20 protein-coding genes and 1 pseudogene are annotated in these 15,578 nt (G+C 53.8%); 2 read left to right on the top strand and 19 right to left on the bottom strand.

The genetic code is table 11. From position 1 onward, the window contains the following. Positions 1-8: 8 nt before the first annotated feature. Complete coding sequence (locus QJT81_20355; GenBank protein ID WGZ94112.1) at positions 9-374, bottom strand: DUF559 domain-containing protein; 366 nt, start codon at positions 372-374, stop codon at positions 9-11. Between the two features lie 319 nt (positions 375-693). Here QJT81_20355 and QJT81_20350 point away from each other — a divergent pair, with 319 nt between their 5' ends. Further along, positions 694-1,884, top strand: a complete 1,191-nt coding sequence (locus QJT81_20350; GenBank protein ID WGZ94111.1) for an AAA family ATPase — start codon at positions 694-696, stop codon at positions 1,882-1,884. Between the two features lie 5 nt (positions 1,885-1,889). Here QJT81_20350 and QJT81_20345 read toward each other — a convergent pair whose 3' ends face one another. From QJT81_20345 to QJT81_20335, 3 genes are all read right to left on the bottom strand, one after another. After that, positions 1,890-2,306: a PIN domain-containing protein gene (locus QJT81_20345; GenBank protein ID WGZ94110.1), complete on the bottom strand. Its 417-nt coding sequence runs from the start codon at positions 2,304-2,306 to the stop codon at positions 1,890-1,892. After that, positions 2,293-2,514 carry a hypothetical protein gene (locus QJT81_20340; protein ID WGZ94109.1) on the bottom strand — a complete coding sequence of 74 codons (222 nt, stop codon included), beginning with the start codon at positions 2,512-2,514 and terminating at the stop codon, positions 2,293-2,295. The genes QJT81_20345 and QJT81_20340 overlap by 14 nt, the downstream gene beginning before the upstream one ends. A 79-nt stretch (positions 2,515-2,593) precedes the next feature. Beyond that, positions 2,594-3,271 carry a DUF3616 domain-containing protein gene (locus tag QJT81_20335; GenBank protein WGZ94108.1) on the bottom strand — a complete coding sequence of 226 codons (678 nt, stop codon included), beginning with the start codon at positions 3,269-3,271 and terminating at the stop codon, positions 2,594-2,596. Between the two features lie 102 nt (positions 3,272-3,373). Here QJT81_20335 and QJT81_20330 point away from each other — a divergent pair. Further along, positions 3,374-4,422, top strand: a pseudogene (locus tag QJT81_20330) (IS630 family transposase). Here the strand turns inward: QJT81_20330 and QJT81_20325 are convergent. The 15 genes from QJT81_20325 to QJT81_20255 all read right to left on the bottom strand — a co-directional run bounded on the left by QJT81_20325 (position 4,404) and on the right by QJT81_20255 (position 15,577). Continuing rightward, positions 4,404-4,790 (bottom strand): DUF3616 domain-containing protein, encoded by a 387-nt coding sequence (locus tag QJT81_20325; protein ID WGZ94107.1) that lies wholly within the window; start codon positions 4,788-4,790, stop codon positions 4,404-4,406. The pseudogene QJT81_20330 and the gene QJT81_20325 overlap by 19 nt on opposite strands. Before the next feature lie 17 nt (positions 4,791-4,807). Next, positions 4,808-5,791, bottom strand: coding sequence for an MDR family oxidoreductase (locus QJT81_20320; GenBank protein WGZ94106.1), 984 nt, complete (start codon positions 5,789-5,791; stop codon positions 4,808-4,810). Continuing rightward, complete coding sequence (locus QJT81_20315) at positions 5,784-6,440, bottom strand: hypothetical protein (GenBank protein ID WGZ94105.1); 657 nt, start codon at positions 6,438-6,440, stop codon at positions 5,784-5,786. Before QJT81_20315 ends, QJT81_20320 begins: the two co-directional genes overlap by 8 nt. 388 nt (positions 6,441-6,828) lie before the next feature. Continuing rightward, positions 6,829-7,281: a hydrogenase maturation protease gene (locus QJT81_20310; GenBank protein ID WGZ94104.1), complete on the bottom strand. Its 453-nt coding sequence runs from the start codon at positions 7,279-7,281 to the stop codon at positions 6,829-6,831. Next, positions 7,278-8,576 (bottom strand): Ni/Fe hydrogenase subunit alpha, encoded by a 1,299-nt coding sequence (locus QJT81_20305; protein WGZ94103.1) that lies wholly within the window; start codon positions 8,574-8,576, stop codon positions 7,278-7,280. Before QJT81_20305 ends, QJT81_20310 begins: the two co-directional genes overlap by 4 nt. Continuing rightward, complete coding sequence (locus tag QJT81_20300; GenBank protein ID WGZ94102.1) at positions 8,560-9,219, bottom strand: sulfhydrogenase subunit delta; 660 nt, start codon at positions 9,217-9,219, stop codon at positions 8,560-8,562. The genes QJT81_20305 and QJT81_20300 overlap by 17 nt, the downstream gene beginning before the upstream one ends. A gap of 1 nt (position 9,220) precedes the next feature. Further along, entirely contained in the window at positions 9,221-10,057 is an 837-nt protein-coding gene (locus QJT81_20295; protein ID WGZ94101.1) for an FAD/NAD(P)-binding protein, read from the bottom strand. Then, a complete protein-coding gene (locus QJT81_20290) occupies positions 10,054-11,127 on the bottom strand; it encodes a 4Fe-4S dicluster domain-containing protein (protein WGZ94100.1) in 1,074 nt (357 codons plus the stop codon). The genes QJT81_20295 and QJT81_20290 overlap by 4 nt, the downstream gene beginning before the upstream one ends. A 72-nt stretch (positions 11,128-11,199) precedes the next feature. Next, entirely contained in the window at positions 11,200-13,533 is a 2,334-nt protein-coding gene (locus QJT81_20285; GenBank protein WGZ94099.1) for a VWA domain-containing protein, read from the bottom strand. 19 nt (positions 13,534-13,552) lie between these two features. Continuing rightward, positions 13,553-14,053: an SgcJ/EcaC family oxidoreductase gene (locus QJT81_20280; GenBank protein ID WGZ94098.1), complete on the bottom strand. Its 501-nt coding sequence runs from the start codon at positions 14,051-14,053 to the stop codon at positions 13,553-13,555. Further along, complete coding sequence (locus QJT81_20275) at positions 14,037-14,285, bottom strand: hypothetical protein (protein ID WGZ94097.1); 249 nt, start codon at positions 14,283-14,285, stop codon at positions 14,037-14,039. Before QJT81_20275 ends, QJT81_20280 begins: the two co-directional genes overlap by 17 nt. Before the next feature lie 26 nt (positions 14,286-14,311). Continuing rightward, positions 14,312-14,572, bottom strand: a complete 261-nt coding sequence (locus tag QJT81_20270; protein WGZ94096.1) for a 4a-hydroxytetrahydrobiopterin dehydratase — start codon at positions 14,570-14,572, stop codon at positions 14,312-14,314. Positions 14,573-14,646: 74 nt separating this feature from the next. Beyond that, on the bottom strand, positions 14,647-14,937 hold the full coding sequence (locus QJT81_20265) for a BMC domain-containing protein (GenBank protein ID WGZ94095.1): 291 nt from the start codon (positions 14,935-14,937) through the stop codon (positions 14,647-14,649). 28 nt (positions 14,938-14,965) lie between these two features. Then, the gene (locus QJT81_20260; GenBank protein WGZ94094.1) at positions 14,966-15,283 is read right to left on the bottom strand and encodes a BMC domain-containing protein; all 318 of its coding nucleotides are present in this window, start codon (positions 15,281-15,283) and stop codon (positions 14,966-14,968) included. 48 nt (positions 15,284-15,331) lie between these two features. Then, positions 15,332-15,577 carry a carboxysome peptide B gene (locus tag QJT81_20255; protein WGZ94093.1) on the bottom strand — a complete coding sequence of 82 codons (246 nt, stop codon included), beginning with the start codon at positions 15,575-15,577 and terminating at the stop codon, positions 15,332-15,334. Position 15,578 lies beyond the last annotated feature (1 nt).

Below are 15,578 nucleotides of genomic sequence, written 5' to 3'. Positions count from 1 at the left end.
TGAAGGGGCTAAGAGGCGTGGTGACTGCGTTGTAAGGCTTGGCGGATTTGTTGTAAAACGGCTTCTTGGTGATTCAGTATTTCGTGATTCCAAAAGCGCAGTACTTGAAACTGTTGTTGCTGCATCCAGTTGTCGCGTTCGCGGTCGTAACCTTGTTGCTCGCCATGATGATTACCATCCAGTTCAATCACTAACCGTGCCTCCAAGCAAACAAAATCAGCGATATAACGCCCCAGCACCATTTGGCGGCGAAAACGATAGCCGTTTAGTTGGCATTTCCTCAAGGCTTTCCATAACTGCTGTTCTGGCAATGTCATGTTCTTGCGCAGATTTCTGGCAAGATCGCGGTGAATTTTATTGTTTTCTTTTTCCATTTTATCAGTGTCAGTAACTTTATCTGACCATGCAATTCACGCTGACAAAATGTACTTCTTAGCCCCTTCACCCCTTGCGGGGGAAGGGGTTGGGGATGGGGGGAAGTTCGGAGTGAAACAGCACATCACACCACCAAACTTGTGACCCGTTGGTGGGTATCTTCTGGCAATCTGACGGTGATTACGCTCATAACGCCTCCTTGATGTGAACTGCTTACACGATTAGTACATATTAGCTTGTGAATGATAACTTCTGCATTTTGCTCTAAACTAGACTTTAGACTAAAGTTACCTTTCACTAAAACAGGTTTAACAGACGATGATTTCCCCCATCCTCCGTCAGACATCCGCCTTAATCCTTGCCCGACGGCAACCCGAATACCGCCGTTTCCTGCACACTCGCATCGACTTCGGCGAGCAACTGATCGGCATCAAGGGCGCACGCGGTTGTGGCAAGACCACCGTGCTGCTGCAACACGCGCAAAGCTGCGGCTTGGAAGCCTCGCGCATCCTGTACATTGCCTGCGACCACCCGGCGATGGTGGATGTGGATTTGTATGCCTTGGCGCAAACCTTTTACCAAGAAGGCGGGCAACTGCTGCTGATCGACGAAATCCACAAGAGCAAGGGCTTTGCCGTTCACCTCAAGGCGATCCGCGATACCTTTGATTTGCAGGTGATCTTTTCCGGCTCGTCGGCGTTGCGGCTAGAACACGAACTGGCGGATTTGTCGCGGCGTGCGGTGGTACATGAGCTGCCGGTACTGTCATTGCGTGAATTCATGGAAATCGAAACCGGGCAACAGTTCACGGCTTATGCCCTGCCCGACATCCTCGCCAATCACGCCAACTTGGCGGCAAACGTCATGCAAACGCTGCGCCCGATTGAACAGTTCAAGAAATACCTGCGTTACGGTGCTTACCCGTTCTACCGCGAATCGCTGGACAATTACACCAGCAAGCTGCTGGAAGTGATCAACCTGACGATTGATTCCGACCTTGCCAGCCTCTACAGCATCGCCCCCGACAAACGGGATAAGCTGAAAAAGCTGCTGTACATGCTGTGCAGCACTGACCCGGTGGAGTTGAACATTTCCAAACTGAGCGCGGGGGTGGGTACATCCTGGCCGACGCTTTCGCGTTATCTCGACAGCATGAGCGCGGGCAGTCTGGTGCATATTGTGCGTGGTGGCAGCGGGATGCGCACCGTCAACAAGCCGGACAAGCTATTGCTGGATAACACCAACCTGTTTTACGCGCTGTGTGCCAGCCCCAATGTCGGCTCGCTCCGTGAAAGTTTTTTTGTTTCACAACTGAGTTACCAGCATCAGGTGCATTACCACGACAAGGGTGATTTTGTGGTGGATGAACGTTGGGTGTTTGAGATCGGCGGTGCTGGCAAAACCCTCAAGCAGCTTGCCCAGCACCCAGAAGGCTATGCGGTGGTCGATGATGTGGTCATCGGCGATGGCAGGCGGATTCCGTTGTGGTTGTTTGGGATGTTGTATTGAGTGCGTCAAGCAAACGGATTCACAATCCGCACATTACCGATCACCCGCCCATCCTGCATGTCTTCCGACAACAGCACGGTACAAGCACTTTTCTGCGCCATGCGTACAATCAGTGAATCCCAAAATGAAAAGTTGTGTAGGCGATGCAAATCAATCGCTTGCACAATATCGTCAGGTGCAATACTAAACACATCCGCACGCGCACTGAGCAATTCGATCTTGCGACGGGCGGTTTCTACAGGTACTGACAGTTTGCGTGTGGCAGCGGCAAAATATTCCTGCAACACCTGCGTGGAAATAACCGCATTGCCGGTTTGCCAGCCGGATTTCAACAGGGCGAGGGCTTGCGCCTGCTTCTCCGGCTCTTTGCTGTCATCGGTGTAGAGCAGGATATTGGTATCGAGAAAGCTACGTTCTTTCATGCAATTCATCCCGATTGAATCTCCAGCCGTGCGAGTTACCCTGCCCACACAACGCGGCGAATTCATCGAAATCAGCCTCGGTTTTTTGCTGGCGGGTTAAGTGTTCCAGATATTCGCGGATAATCTGATTCAGGCTTTTGCCCATCGTCGTAGCAACCCGACGGGCTTCTGTCACAAGCGTGTCGTCAACAGACAGAGTGATATTCATGGCACAGTCTCCGTGTACACGTAATATGTGTATATTGGAATGGGTTTGCTTGACTTGCAAGTGTGTGACTATAAAACGTTCAACCGCTTGTGATTAGGAAAAGATCGGCTAATACACCGTCTTTGCCCCGCTTCCGCGCTTGTGCCGCATTGTCATACACAATCAACAGTGCATCCTGCCCATCCGCCTGCTGCCACAAACACATGCCTTCGGCATGGTCATCGCCGTGACCGTGGGGGATTTCAGTCACAATCTGTGAGGCTTCTGTTGTGACTAGGCTGTCAGCATTCGGGTTTGCCCCACCTAACCAACGGTAGACCCGCACCGGCCCGTCAATACTCATGGTTGGCCCTGCCAGAATCAGCAAATCATTGCCCTGTACGCACAAATCCCGCACCCCTAAACCATTGAGTGGCAGAAAATGCTTGCGGTAAGGGCGCTTGCCTTTACCTATCTTGACAAGCTGCAAGGTAGAGGGCGCATCATTATCGGCTTCCACCGCCAATTCCAGAATCACCGCCCAACCACGCAACACAGGGCCGCGCAAACCGAGAAACACGCGCTGACCCACCACGGCCAGCCCTTCGATGTCGAAACCGTTATCCTTACCGGGAATACGCAGGAATGCGCCGAGGTGCGGGTCATCGTGCAACGCATCCAGCAGCGCATTACCGTCTTTGTGGATCGGTAATTGTGCAGCAGGTGCTTGCAAGGTGGTGTTCCCATTTTCTTGCACCCATGGGATACGCGCTAACAAGTAACGGTTAGCGTCAGTATACCAGTCCGTGCCATAAAATAGTTTTTTTGATCAAGGAAATATGGTTAGATGACTGGTAACAAAAGCAGCCATGAGTAATGTATGACATTAAAAATCACTTTCACTGAGGATGAGATAGCGGAGCTGTTCTACTGGAAGGAGCGCCATCCTCATCCCAGAGTCCGTAAGAAAATGTCCGTGCTGTACCTGAAATCCCAACAGTTGACGCATAAGGAAATCAAACGATTGGAAAGGATTACAGAAGCCACGCTGCTTGCCTACCTAAACGCCTACCTACAACCTAACGGTTTAGAAGCTCTTAAAGAAATACGATTCAATAAACCACAGAGTGATTTGATGGCATATAAAGACAAGATTGAAGCCTATTTTCGTGAATATCCCCCCGCAACCAGCAAGGCGGCAGCCGCTAAGATTGAGGAGCTGACAGGCATCAAACGCAGTGAGGACAGGGTACGTGTCTTTATGAAGAAAATAGGGATGGACATCCATAAAGTGGGGATGATACCCGCCAAAGCTGATGTGGAAGCACAAGAAAAGTTCCTAGAAAATGAACTAAAACCGCGCATTCAGGAGGCTAAGGAGGGCAAACGCGCCCTTTTTTTGTCGATGCCGCCCACTTCGTGTTAGCACCGTTTCTGGGGTTTTTGTGGTCATTTTCCCGCGTATTCATCAAAGCCCCCTGTGGTCGACAACGCTACAACGTATTGGGCGCACTCAATGCGATAACGCTACAACTCATCACGATCACTAACGACTCCTATATCAACGCTAACAGCGTGTGTGAATTATTGGAAAAAATTGCAGCGTTAGCACTCAAAATACCGATCACTTTGGTCTTGGATAATGCCAAGTATCAACGCTGTGAAGCCGTGTTTGCCTGTGCGAAAAGGCTCAATATTGAACTATTATTTTTACCGACCTATTCACCCAACCTCAATCTGATTGAACGGTTGTGGAAGTTCGTCAAGAAAAAATGCTTGTACTCGAAATACTATGATAAGTTTCCCGCTTTCAAGGCGGCCATCACCAACTGTCTCGACAAGCTGGATACCGATCACAAGAAAGAACTGACCCAGTTGATGACAACAAATTTTCAAACCTTTAAAAATGTTCAGGTCTTGACGCTGTAAGGTATAGTCAGCGTTGCCAGCCGCTCAATGCCTTTGCTGGCATTACCGGATTTGGGCTGTTTACGTTTAAGGCTGTGCGAACCAACCAGCCACAAATAACCATCGGCACAGGCCAAGCCTTCCACATCGACTTCGTTGTCATCGGCATCCATGGCGACGGGCAGTTTCACATAATCGTGCAAATTGATACGGGTGTGGGCGGCATAATGCGGGTTGCCATCCGGTGTTTCACCTTGGTAGGTGAGGCGTTCCAGATGGGTGGTTTCGTCGTTAGCAACCCACAAGGTATCACCGATTGGCACGACGGCAGAAAGGGCATCGCGGCACGCCAACGCCGGTGGTGCGAAGGTAAGCTGAACAGGCGTCATGGTGTGTCTCCGTTGCATCACAGGTTCAAATTCACCAATAGCCGCCCCTGAATGCGCCCTGCCAAAATGTCTTTGGCGGCTTGCGGCACTTCTTCCAAGGCAATCGCGCAACCCAATTCGGCATAGGCACTCGGTGGCATGGCAGCAGCAAGGCGTTCCCATGCACGCAGCCGCCGTTCTGCTGGGCAACTCACTGAATCCACCCCGCGCAGGCCGACATTGCGTAAAATGAACGGCATGACTGTGGTGTTCAGCTCAAAACCTCCGGCTAAACCGCAAGCCGCCACCGTGCCGCCGTATTGCATTTCAGCCAAAACCCGTGCCAAGGTGTTGCCACCGACCACATCCACCGCACCGGCCCAGTTTTGGCTTTCTAAGGGATGTGCCGGTCGGCTCATTTCTTCGCGTGAAATAAAGGCTTTTGCGCCCAAACCCGTCAGGAAATCTTGCGTTTCCGGGCGACCGGATACCGCCGTGACCGCGTAGCCGAGTTGTGACAGCAGCAATACCGACACGCTGCCCACACCGCCTGCTGCACCCGTGACGACCAGGTTGCCGGAATCGGGGGTTACACCCGCTTCTTCCAGCGCCATCACACACAACATGGCGGTAAAGCCTGCGGTGCCGATGATCATTGCTTGTTTGGCATCCAAGCCCGCTGGCATGGGGACTAACCAATCGGCTTTGACCCGCGCTTTCTGGGCAAAACCACCCCAGTGGTGTTCGCCGACCCCCCAGCCGGTGAGGATCACCTGATCACCCGGTTTGAAGCGGTCGGATGCGGATTCGGCGACTGTCCCCGCAAAATCAATCCCCGGAACCATCGGGAAGTTGCGGATAATTTTGCCAGTACCCGTGACCGCCAGCCCATCTTTGTAATTGAGCGATGAATAGGCAATGTCGACTAAGACTTCGCCTTCAGGCAAATTGTCAACATTAAGGCGGCGGATTTCTGCGTGGGTTTTGCCTTCCACCTGACTCAGGATAAGTGCTTTAAACATGAGAGCCTCCTTGGAGTTTTGTTATGCTTGCTTCGGTTTCGGCAATAATACGTTCCATGCGTATTCTTTCCTCTACATGCGTTTCAACATCGTATTGCTCATACAGGCGGTTTAATTTATCCACCAAAGCGGCACAACGCTTTTCCCGTATTTTACTCAGCATGGGTTCTATCAATTTATTTTCCATACTATCACTAAGCCCTGACAACAGGGTAATAACCGCGAGTCCACTACCGCCCAGCAACGCAATCACCAAACTGCTCTGATAGGTTTTCAACCATGTGGGAATCGAAATTTCCATTGGAACCAGACCTAGCAGCAGGAAATAAATGCTTACGCCACCGATTGCTCCCACAAAAATAGGCATAAGCCTTAACGTCGGCGGCGAATGGTGCTGCTTTTGCCGCCAATAATACCTAACAGACAGTATAACACCGCCCATCATTCCGCCCACCACCGCCAATAGCAGATGGAATACCGACCATATCACCTGAATGCGGGTCTGCGCCCCAGTCAAGCGGGCGGCACTGGCGTCAATGTCAATCTCCCCGGCAGCCAATGGAATTAAACGGGCGTCGATATGCGATTTGCCTTCAGGAAAACACACGGTTCTCGTAGCATTGTCAAGGAGCTTGCAGCTATCAACCATTAACCCTACCCGATCACTTACCCGGTATTTCTGCTAAATACGGAGAAAAATTGGATTACTCCAATTGTTGAATCACCTATAGACGTATCTTCATGCTGTCAAGGGTGGAAATTCCCACCTTGTTACGCCCCTGCCAAATAGTGACACTGATACCAAGGTTCTGAGTGTCATTGAGGGGTGACCAAATGTCAGCAATAGATCTAGCAAGCTATGTGCAACGTCGGATGAAAACCTTAAATATCAGCATGAAAGACGCTGCCACACGTTCGGGGTTATCCCGGCAGACGTGGCACAAGTTAATGCGTGCCGAAATCCAGGAAGCGAAAGTGTCTACCCTGATCAAGGTGGCGGCTATTTTGCGCATATCCGTTCCTTTATTACTGGATATTTATTTCCAATCAAGAACGTCAGCTACACCAGTACAGACAATTCCAGTGGTAAGGGAATTTGAGTCAACGTTGTGAAATGGCACCGCGACACCCCAGATGTCGAGTTGTTTGGGTAATAATCCCAAGGTTTCTCCCAGCGCCAGCACTTCTGCAATACCAAAGCCGTGGGATGAAGTGGGGAATTCAAGTAACGCTAATTCCTCTGGCTGGAGCTTGAAGAGCATCCCCGGCGCATGTTGGGTGGAAATGACTGCATCAATCAGCATCACATGGTCATAACCGTGCCAGTGTTCCAGTAAGCTCATGCCGGGGCGATCCAGTTTTTGCAGTGTCAGGATACCTGCTGCCTCCTGCGCTTTCACCCACGGTTCTTCCTGTAAGCTATCAATCGCCAGCCAGCCTGCCTGATCATCCCCAAACGGTGAGCCGATGCCGATAATGGCGGTTTTCACGTGCGCGTGACCTTCAGCCGCAAAAAATGCGTGGCACACGAAATGCACGGGTCGTAATTGCGGATTACCTGCTCTGCCCGCAAGCGCAGTGCCGCATCGTCATTGTCCAGCCCGAAAGCGTGTAACGACTGGTGCAAATCCTGCTCCATCCGTGCCTGATTCTGGCTGGTGGGCGGCACAATCCGCGCGGTTTTCACCGTGCCATCGGCATGAAAATCATAGCGATGCCACAACATTCCGCGTGGTGCTTCGGTGCAACCAAACCCGGTACTTTCACGCGGTGTAAACGCAACATACGGCTGGTCGGGCAGGGTGTAACTGTCCAATAAGCGCAAGGCCTCATCAATGCAGTAAGCGATTTCCAGCGCCCGTGCTGCCATGCTGTGGAACATATTGCGGCTGGGGAATTGCACCCTGCTGCCTGCCAGTAGCGCCAGCAAATGCGCAGGCAATTGCTCATGCAACACATTGACCCGTGCCAATGGCCCCACCAAATACGCCTTGCCGTGCAAATGCGCGTGTAGCGCGGTGGAATGCGGTACTTGAAATTCCTCAAAATGCTGGGCGTAGTCCGCGATGTCAATTGCCAACCCTGCATCAGACACAATCCGCCCCTCATTGAATGGGTATTCATCGGGGTGTTGCAAGGCGACTGATACAAAATCCTGCTCATCAGCAGGCATCGGCAAACGTACCACCCAGCGTACCAATTCGTAAGCGTCTTCCTGCGCGGCAGCCAGTTCCGCCCGCAATGCCTGCATTTCGGCGACCGGCGGTGCAGCATAAAACCCGCCGACACAGGTATTCACCGGATGCACTGAACGCCCGCCAATCACGCGCATCAGGCGATTGCCCAAACCTTGCAACGTCAGCCCGCGCTTGACCACATGGGGAAAGGTTTTTGCCATTGCCAACGCGGAGTCAAACCCCAAAAAGTCCGGTGCTGCCAGCAAATGAATGTGCAAGGCATGGCTCTGAAGCCATTCCCCGCAATATAGCAAACGCCGTAAATCCCGCGCCCAGGGGCTGATGGTCACGCCAAACGCCATTTCAGCCGCATGTACGGCGCTCATTTGATACGCCACCGGGCAAATGCCACAAATGCGGGCGGTAATGTCGGGTACTTCCTGACAATCGCGGCCTTCCAGCAGTTTTTCAAACAAGCGCGGCGGCTCGAAAATGCTGAATTTAAGGTGGGTAATCGCACCCTTATCAATGTCGAGTTCCAGCGCCCCTTCGCCTTCCACGCGGGTGAGAATGGGAACGCGAATGCTGAGCTTACGGGATTCCGGCATAAATCACTCCTTGCGGGCCGTAGCAGCCGTAACAACCGCGCCCAAATGCTGGGCAAATCGCCCCGCAACCGGCGTGCGTACTTGGCCCTAAGCACGGTTTGCCTTCGGACACCAACACGCACACATTGCCTCGGCGTTTGCATTCGGCACAGACTTTTTCTTGAGGGATGGCGAGGGTTGCGCCGTGCACTAAACTGCTAAGCGCTTGCAGCACTTGCTGGGTATTGACCGGGCAACCCCACAATTCCAGATCGACTTTGACGTGTTGGGCAATCGCAGTGGCGGTGTCAAGGCTATCGAGGTATTCGGGGTGGGCGTAAATGGCTTGATGCCAGCCCTGCGCGTCCTGCAAATTGCGCAAAGCTTGCACCCCGCCCGCCGTGGCACACGCGCCCATCGTGATTAAATAGCGGCTGTTGGCACGGACTTCCCGAATGCGTTGCACATCGTGGTTGGTATTAATGCTGCCTTCCACCAAGGCAATATCAACCAGCGCGGTTTCAGCCAACATGCCCGCTTCGGCGAAATGCACGATATTGACCCGTTGCGCCAGTTGTAACAGCGCCTCCCCCGCATTCAATAAGGCTAACTGACAGCCATCACACGAGGAAAATTTGTGTACCGCAACCGTTGGCAGTGGCATGTCAAAACCCCTTCAGCCCTAACAGGTGGCTGAGTTCTGGTAACGGGTAAACCGGGCCGTCTTTGCAGATAAAGCTGCTGCCGAATTGGCAATGCCCGCAATGCCCGACGGCGCAGTGCATATTGCGTTCCATGCTCAACCAGATGTCATGGTCGGGCAAACCGCGTTCCTGCAACGCCCGGGCGGTGGCTCGCATCATCCCTTCCGGGCCACACAACATGGCGACCGCATTGGCGGGGTCGAATTGCGCTTGCCCAATCAATTGCGTGACTAGCCCAGTGTTGAACGGCCAGCCTTGCCCGGTTTGGTCAGCCGTGAGCAATACTTGGGTATTGGGAGCTGCCGCCCAGGTGTCGTATTGCCTGCGCCAAATCAAATCGTGGGTGTGTTTCACCCCTTGCATAATGATTAAACGGGCGTAATGGGCGCGTCGCCGCAATACATAATGCACCACCGATACCACCGGCGCACAACCCAAGCCGCCGGTAATCAGCAAGACATCACGCCCTTGCGCTGCCGCCATCGGCCACCCTCGCCCGAAAGGGCCGCGCAACCCCAAATAATCACCCGTTTGCAATTGCGCCAACGCTTTGGTGACGCGCCCCACAACCCGCACGGTGTGATCAATCAAATGCGTGTCTTTCGGGTCAGAGGCAATCGAAATTGCGACTTCGCCCACCCCATGCAGGTACAGCATATTGAATTGCCCCGCGTCAAAGTGGTAACGCGCATGGTGGGCAAGATCGGTGAAGCGCAGCCGTAGGGTGAAAATATCCGGGGCTTCTTGCACCCGTGCGACGATTTGCACTTCGTGTGGTAAGTAATCATTGGGTTTCATACCAGTTGTTCCACCTCAGCGGTCAAATCAATCCCCGCCGGACACCAGCTAATGCAGCGCCCGCAACCCGTGCAGCCACTGCGCCCGAATTGCTCATGCCAGCCTGCGAGTTTGTGCGTCAGCCATTGGCGGTAATAGTCGGTGGCATTGCTGCGAATTTGCCAGCCGTGGATGTAGCTGTGACCGGGTTGAAAACACGAATCCCAGCGGCGTTCATGACGGCTGGTGTCGCCATCCAGATCCGGGATTTCCACCGCTTGATGGCAGAAACAGGTGGGGCAAACACTGGTGCAGTTGCCGCAAGCCAGACAGCGTGCGCCAACGGTTTGCCAGTGCGGGTGGTTAAGATGCGCAAACAACGGCGGTTTAGCGGGCAAATGGCGTTGCTGCTGGGTCGCGGCTTGCATTCGCTGCTGGGCGGTGTGTTGTTGCGCATCACTGGCGGGGGTAAGCGGCAATTGGGCGGCAAGGGTCGCGCCTGCCGTGGAGCCGCTACTCAGCAAAAAACCTGCCGCAATTTCGCTTAATAACAGGTCGTAAGCTTGGCGAATGTCAGGGCCATCGCCGGTTGATACGCAAAAACAGGTGGCAGCGGCGTGGGTGCAATTCACCCCGATTAGCAGCAAGTTCTCCCGCCGCACTTGGTAATACGGGTCGACATGCTTGCTGTGTAAAAAATGCTGATCTTGCAGCGCGAGTGCAGCAAGGTCACAGGCACGCACCCCAATAATGGCGGTTTTTTGCGGCTTGGGCAGGGTGGCTTGAAAACGCAAGCGCCCGCTCTGGTCGCGTTGCACTGTCCACAAATTTTCTTGCGGGGCAAAGGTATACGGTTTAATGGCGGATGCACCATTGCTCCAATCGAACCAATAAGGCGAATCGGTTTGCTGTAAGCGGTAATGCGCCGGTTGTTGCTCATCCTGCCAGCCTTGGGGCAGTTGCGTGACGCTGTGTAAGTGGTCGAACACGATTGCGCCTTGGCGGATTTGCGGGCCGACACAATCGTACCCCGCTTGTGTTAATGCACGTAGCAGGTGGGGGAAGTCTTCCCGCGCAAAAAAATGATTCATGACTACACATGCTCAATTTGAGTCTTCTACTGAGTTTAGTGTGTTTGCCTGAAAATTGTTATTAATGATGCGTCATTTCGTCATACCCAAGTACAACGCCGGTAATTTTTCCGGCAAGCGCGTGATATTGTCCAGCACCAGATAATGTTTTGCCCCAAAAATGCGCTCCACGTACTGGTCAGCGTGTGGGTCAAGCGTCATGCAGAAGGTGCGGATACCGCGCCGTGCCAATTCTTCCACTGCCCGCCGGGTGTCGTGACGCAAATATTGCGGGTCACGCACGTCGTTATCCGTCGGTTCGCCATCGGTGAGCAGCAGGATCAGCTTTTTCTGACTGGCGCGTTGGGATAGTAATTGTCCGGCATGGCGCAATGCTGCTCCCATGCGCGTGGAAAGCTTGCCACCCATGGCGGCTAGTCGCCCTTTTACAGTGTCGTTGTAGGGCGCATCAAAATCCTTGAAGCGGAAATATTCCACATCGTGCCGCCCGTTGGAGTCGAAGCCGTGAATCGCAAACGGGTCGCCAATCTTGTGTAACGCTTCTGCGAGTAAAGCGGTAGCTTCGCGGGCAAGGTCAATCACTTTCACGCCTTCGGCAGCGCCCCGTGCCTGATCATTGGTGGATTCCGACAAATCAATCAGCAATAGCACCGATAAATCACGGATCTGCAAACGGGTGCGGATATTAATACGCGGGTTGGGTTGCTTGCCCATGCGAATATCCACCATCGCTTGCACAGCGGCGTTCAGGTCAATGGTGTCGCCGTCTTCGACATTGCGCTGGCGGATCACACCTTGCGGTTGCGCGGCTTCGATCAAGCGTTTCAGGCGTTGGATAATCGGTTTGTGCTTTTCTACCGCTTGCTCAATGAGGTCGGTATCACCGCGTTTGGGGCGTTTTTCCAGCACTGTTACCCAGTTGGGGCGTTCCAGTTGCGTCTGGTAATCCCATTCGGGGTAATGCACGGGCGATGCCACCGGCTCTTTGCCCTCTTTTTCATTGAGGGTCGTGCCGTCATCATGGAAAAATTCGGTTTCCAGCACCCAGATTTCCTGCGCGTCATCGCCTGCGTATTCCACGTCCAGCCCCATGACCATTTCCATCATGCTGACGTATTTGCGCACTTGCTGGGTTTGCCCCGGTAGTAGCACGGTGTTTTCAGGGTCTTCGGGGGATTGCCACAGGTAGCGGTTATCGTCACGGTACGGGTTGGTGGGCTGATCCTGACGCGGGTTGTATTTGAAATCCAAAGCTTTTGCTTGCTCCGCCAATTGCAACCCAATGTCCAACGCCAAGGTTTGGTCGTTTAAACGCTCGGTGTGTTGCGCAAACAGGGCAGTGGCAGCTTCCACCAGCGGGTGATCATCGCGGTAATCTTTGTCCAGCAAGCCACGCGCCATGCGCCCTAACACACTCGCGGCACTGTTGTCTTGCGAATCCGCCGGTAACAGGTTTTTCCACAAGGTCAGCAAGCCGGGGAAATCCTTCACCGCCAGTGTTTCCACCCGTGCGTCTTCCACTACGCCGACCATGGCTTGTTGCAACGGGGTCAATCCTTGGGCATCGTCATAATAACGGGAATACACGATATGCGCGGCGGTGTGGGCGGCAGCAGCGCGGTACACATCCATGCCGTTGGCTTTTTCGCCATTGGGCAGGGTGAAATCGTCAAACGCATCCGGCAAATGGATGAAATTCGCTTCGATATACGGGCGGTAGCCTTCGCGGGTTTCAAAGTCGCCGGAGGTCGGGCGCAAGAAAAAGTCACGTCCCCACAAGGCGCGTAAATACATGATCAGGCGGCGTTGCACATCGACGAACAATACCCCGCGCTGCTCTTTCTTCAGCACGTTCATGGCGGAATCATTTTTCAACCCGAAATATTCCGCCTGCCCGTTAAAATCGTTGCGGTAAGCGGAAACGCCCCACATTGCCCAGCGCCGCAAGCCGCCCAGCGTTAGGTGCGCTAACAATACATCGAGCTTTTCCAGCATCGGGCGCAAAGCACGCGGGGCTTGCGCTAACAGATGGTTCAACAGGCTTAAGTAGCCTTTGAACAGTTCCAATTCGCCCATCCGCGCTGCCGCTGTGGGTGCGGTGGCAAACAGCAGCACCAAAACACTGGCACTGGTTTTGGAGAACATCTGGATGGAGGCGGACAACAGCTCGGAAACGGCTTGTTCCCCCACTTCTCTGGCAACCAGCGGCGCCGCTTCCAAGAAAGATTCGACCAAATCCGTGCCGCGCCCCAGCGATTTCAGCCCGGCAGCACCGCGCAAATAGGTATCCAGCCCACGTGGGGAAAACACCCGTGCGGCTTCTTGCCAGTTGGCTTCCAGCACTTCGTTGGTGGTATCGCCCAAATCATCAATAATGTCCTGATAATCGCTGAGTTGTAACGCCATCAAAGTACTCCTTATTACCTTACACCTTGCAGAATTGTTCTGGCAGAACGGACGAATGGTGATGGGTAATGAGCCACTCTCCGGCACGCGGACGGTACACAAAGGTATACCGTGCGGTCACTTTGCGCCCGTCAGCAAACACAAAGGAATACGTACCCATATCCACCGCCATATCCCAGCCGACTTGCACGTGACGTTCGGTCACGGTTCCGCGTGGTGAACCAGCGAGGAAATGCTTGAAATAGTCAGCAATCGACTTGTGCCCAACGTGCGGCTCATCGGCAACCGTAGGCAGCAATACCGCATCATGGCTGTAACAGGCAACCACAGCATCGACACTGCGGGTATGCAAGGCAGCATCCCAACGTTTGAACAGGGCATCCACATCCACGGGTGGCGGGGTGGTATTGCCAACATAAGCCCCGGTGACAGCACCACGCGGAGCGCGTGACTGCATGGAAGCGGAAGTGGTTACTCTGGAAGTCATGGTGTCTTCTCGCAGGTTAATCAGGCCAAACACGCTCAGGGTGCAACGGGAAACCCGGTTGGTTCAGGTCGGCTGCGGCTGGCACGCTTGGTCGTGTCGCGGGTGCTTGCGGCGGTTGCGGTACATCAGCAACGGCTGGAACGGTCTCTTCAGGAGATGCTGCCGCTTCGTGTGCTACCGCTGCTTCGGCTTCGGGTGCTTCAGGCACTATTGGTGCGGCTGCGGCAGGTTTCACCGCTTTGGGTTTGCTGGGTTTTGGGGTCATCTGCCAAACCTCGTGGTTAAACCAAGTTATTGTTGGGCGAAAGCATCAGCTTCGGCAGCGTAGGCATAGTCCGCATCCGTTAATGCGTCACCTTCCGCATTGATGCTCACGCTCACGTGATTGCGGGCGAAATTCAGGTTCGGATGCAAACCCGTGCGTTCGGAAAGCGCGGCAAGTTGATCCAAAAACGTGCGTGTTTCAGCGTAGGAAGCAAATTCATAACGGCGGGTCATTGCCGCTGGGCGTTGCTGGACATTCCATGCGCTGCTGGGTTGGGTTGCGGTCATGATAAGTTCCTCTTTAAGCTCCCTTCACCCCTTGCGGGGGAAGGGGTGGGGATGGGGGGGAAGGAAATACCTTCTTACTCCGACTTCGGCAAAATGGTTTCGACTTCAGAATGGACGCGGGCAATAATGTGCGCCGCGACCAAACCGTCACCGACGCGCTCACAAGCGTCAGCACCCGCACGTACCGCTGCGTTAACCGCGCCCGTTTCGCCGCGAACCAAAACGGTGACATAACCACCGCCAACGAATTGACGACCGATCAGCTTGACTTCCGCCGCTTTGGTCATGGCATCGGCGGCTTCGATAGCCGGAACGAGACCCCGTGTTTCAATCATGCCTAATGCAACACCTGTTACTTGTGCCATGTGTATTCTCCTTATAAACGCTTAACCATTAACCAATTACTGCATTGTCAACCGGCTGACCGGCTTTCGGCAGGATGCTTTCGACTTCAGAGTGGACGCGGGCAATAATGTGCGCCGCCACCAAGCCGTCACCGACGCGCTCACACGCATCCGCGCCTGCCCGCACCGCCGCATTGACAGCACCGGTTTCGCCGCGTACCAGCACGGTTACGTAACCGCCGCCCACGAATTGGCGACCTACCAAACGTACTTCAGCCGCTTTGGTCATGGCGTCAGCGGCTTCAATAGCCGGTACCAGACCGCGTGTTTCAATCATGCCTAAGGCAATACCAGTTACTTCAGCCATTTGAATATCCTCTCGTAAAAAATCAGTCATTACTCAACACAGCGGCGGTCATTCTTCCCAATGGTCGATAATGCCGCCGATGGTCAAATCCGTTAGCACCTTGGGATCTTTGAGCGCGTAACGCGCCGCTGATCCGCTGATGGTGAAAACCCACGCTCCGGGCGGTGCGCCCACCGGATCGCAAGCCACATTCTTAGCCCCCTTGCTGTCCACCAAAACCCGCAAGGACATAGCCTTCAAGCCAGGTACGCGCTGGGTGGCGACCAAATCAGACTGTACCCGCATGATTTCCATG

The organism is Candidatus Thiothrix putei (assembly GCA_029972225.1).
In the GTDB taxonomy this organism is placed as follows: domain Bacteria; phylum Pseudomonadota; class Gammaproteobacteria; order Thiotrichales; family Thiotrichaceae; genus Thiothrix; species Thiothrix putei.
This window is presented reverse-complemented; position numbering and strand designations above follow the sequence as displayed.

Excerpts from the sequence above, each read along its gene's own strand:
- QJT81_20355 (WGZ94112.1), bottom strand. The coding sequence starts at position 374 with ATGGAAAAAGAAAACAATAAAATTCACCGCGATCTTGCCAGAAATCTG.
- QJT81_20350 (WGZ94111.1), top strand. The coding sequence starts at position 694 with ATGATTTCCCCCATCCTCCGTCAGACATCCGCCTTAATCCTTGCCCGA.
- QJT81_20345 (WGZ94110.1), bottom strand. The coding sequence starts at position 2,306 with ATGAAAGAACGTAGCTTTCTCGATACCAATATCCTGCTCTACACCGAT.
- QJT81_20340 (WGZ94109.1), bottom strand. The coding sequence starts at position 2,514 with ATGAATATCACTCTGTCTGTTGACGACACGCTTGTGACAGAAGCCCGT.
- QJT81_20325 (WGZ94107.1), bottom strand. The coding sequence starts at position 4,790 with ATGACGCCTGTTCAGCTTACCTTCGCACCACCGGCGTTGGCGTGCCGC.
- QJT81_20320 (WGZ94106.1), bottom strand. The coding sequence starts at position 5,791 with ATGTTTAAAGCACTTATCCTGAGTCAGGTGGAAGGCAAAACCCACGCA.
- QJT81_20315 (WGZ94105.1), bottom strand. The coding sequence starts at position 6,440 with ATGGTTGATAGCTGCAAGCTCCTTGACAATGCTACGAGAACCGTGTGT.
- QJT81_20305 (WGZ94103.1), bottom strand. The coding sequence starts at position 8,576 with ATGCCGGAATCCCGTAAGCTCAGCATTCGCGTTCCCATTCTCACCCGC.
- QJT81_20300 (WGZ94102.1), bottom strand. The coding sequence starts at position 9,219 with ATGCCACTGCCAACGGTTGCGGTACACAAATTTTCCTCGTGTGATGGC.
- QJT81_20295 (WGZ94101.1), bottom strand. The coding sequence starts at position 10,057 with ATGAAACCCAATGATTACTTACCACACGAAGTGCAAATCGTCGCACGG.
- QJT81_20290 (WGZ94100.1), bottom strand. The coding sequence starts at position 11,127 with ATGAATCATTTTTTTGCGCGGGAAGACTTCCCCCACCTGCTACGTGCA.
- QJT81_20285 (WGZ94099.1), bottom strand. The coding sequence starts at position 13,533 with ATGGCGTTACAACTCAGCGATTATCAGGACATTATTGATGATTTGGGC.
- QJT81_20275 (WGZ94097.1), bottom strand. The coding sequence starts at position 14,285 with ATGACCCCAAAACCCAGCAAACCCAAAGCGGTGAAACCTGCCGCAGCC.
- QJT81_20270 (WGZ94096.1), bottom strand. The coding sequence starts at position 14,572 with ATGACCGCAACCCAACCCAGCAGCGCATGGAATGTCCAGCAACGCCCA.
- QJT81_20265 (WGZ94095.1), bottom strand. The coding sequence starts at position 14,937 with ATGGCACAAGTAACAGGTGTTGCATTAGGCATGATTGAAACACGGGGT.
- QJT81_20260 (WGZ94094.1), bottom strand. The coding sequence starts at position 15,283 with ATGGCTGAAGTAACTGGTATTGCCTTAGGCATGATTGAAACACGCGGT.
- QJT81_20255 (WGZ94093.1), bottom strand. The coding sequence starts at position 15,577 with ATGGAAATCATGCGGGTACAGTCTGATTTGGTCGCCACCCAGCGCGTA.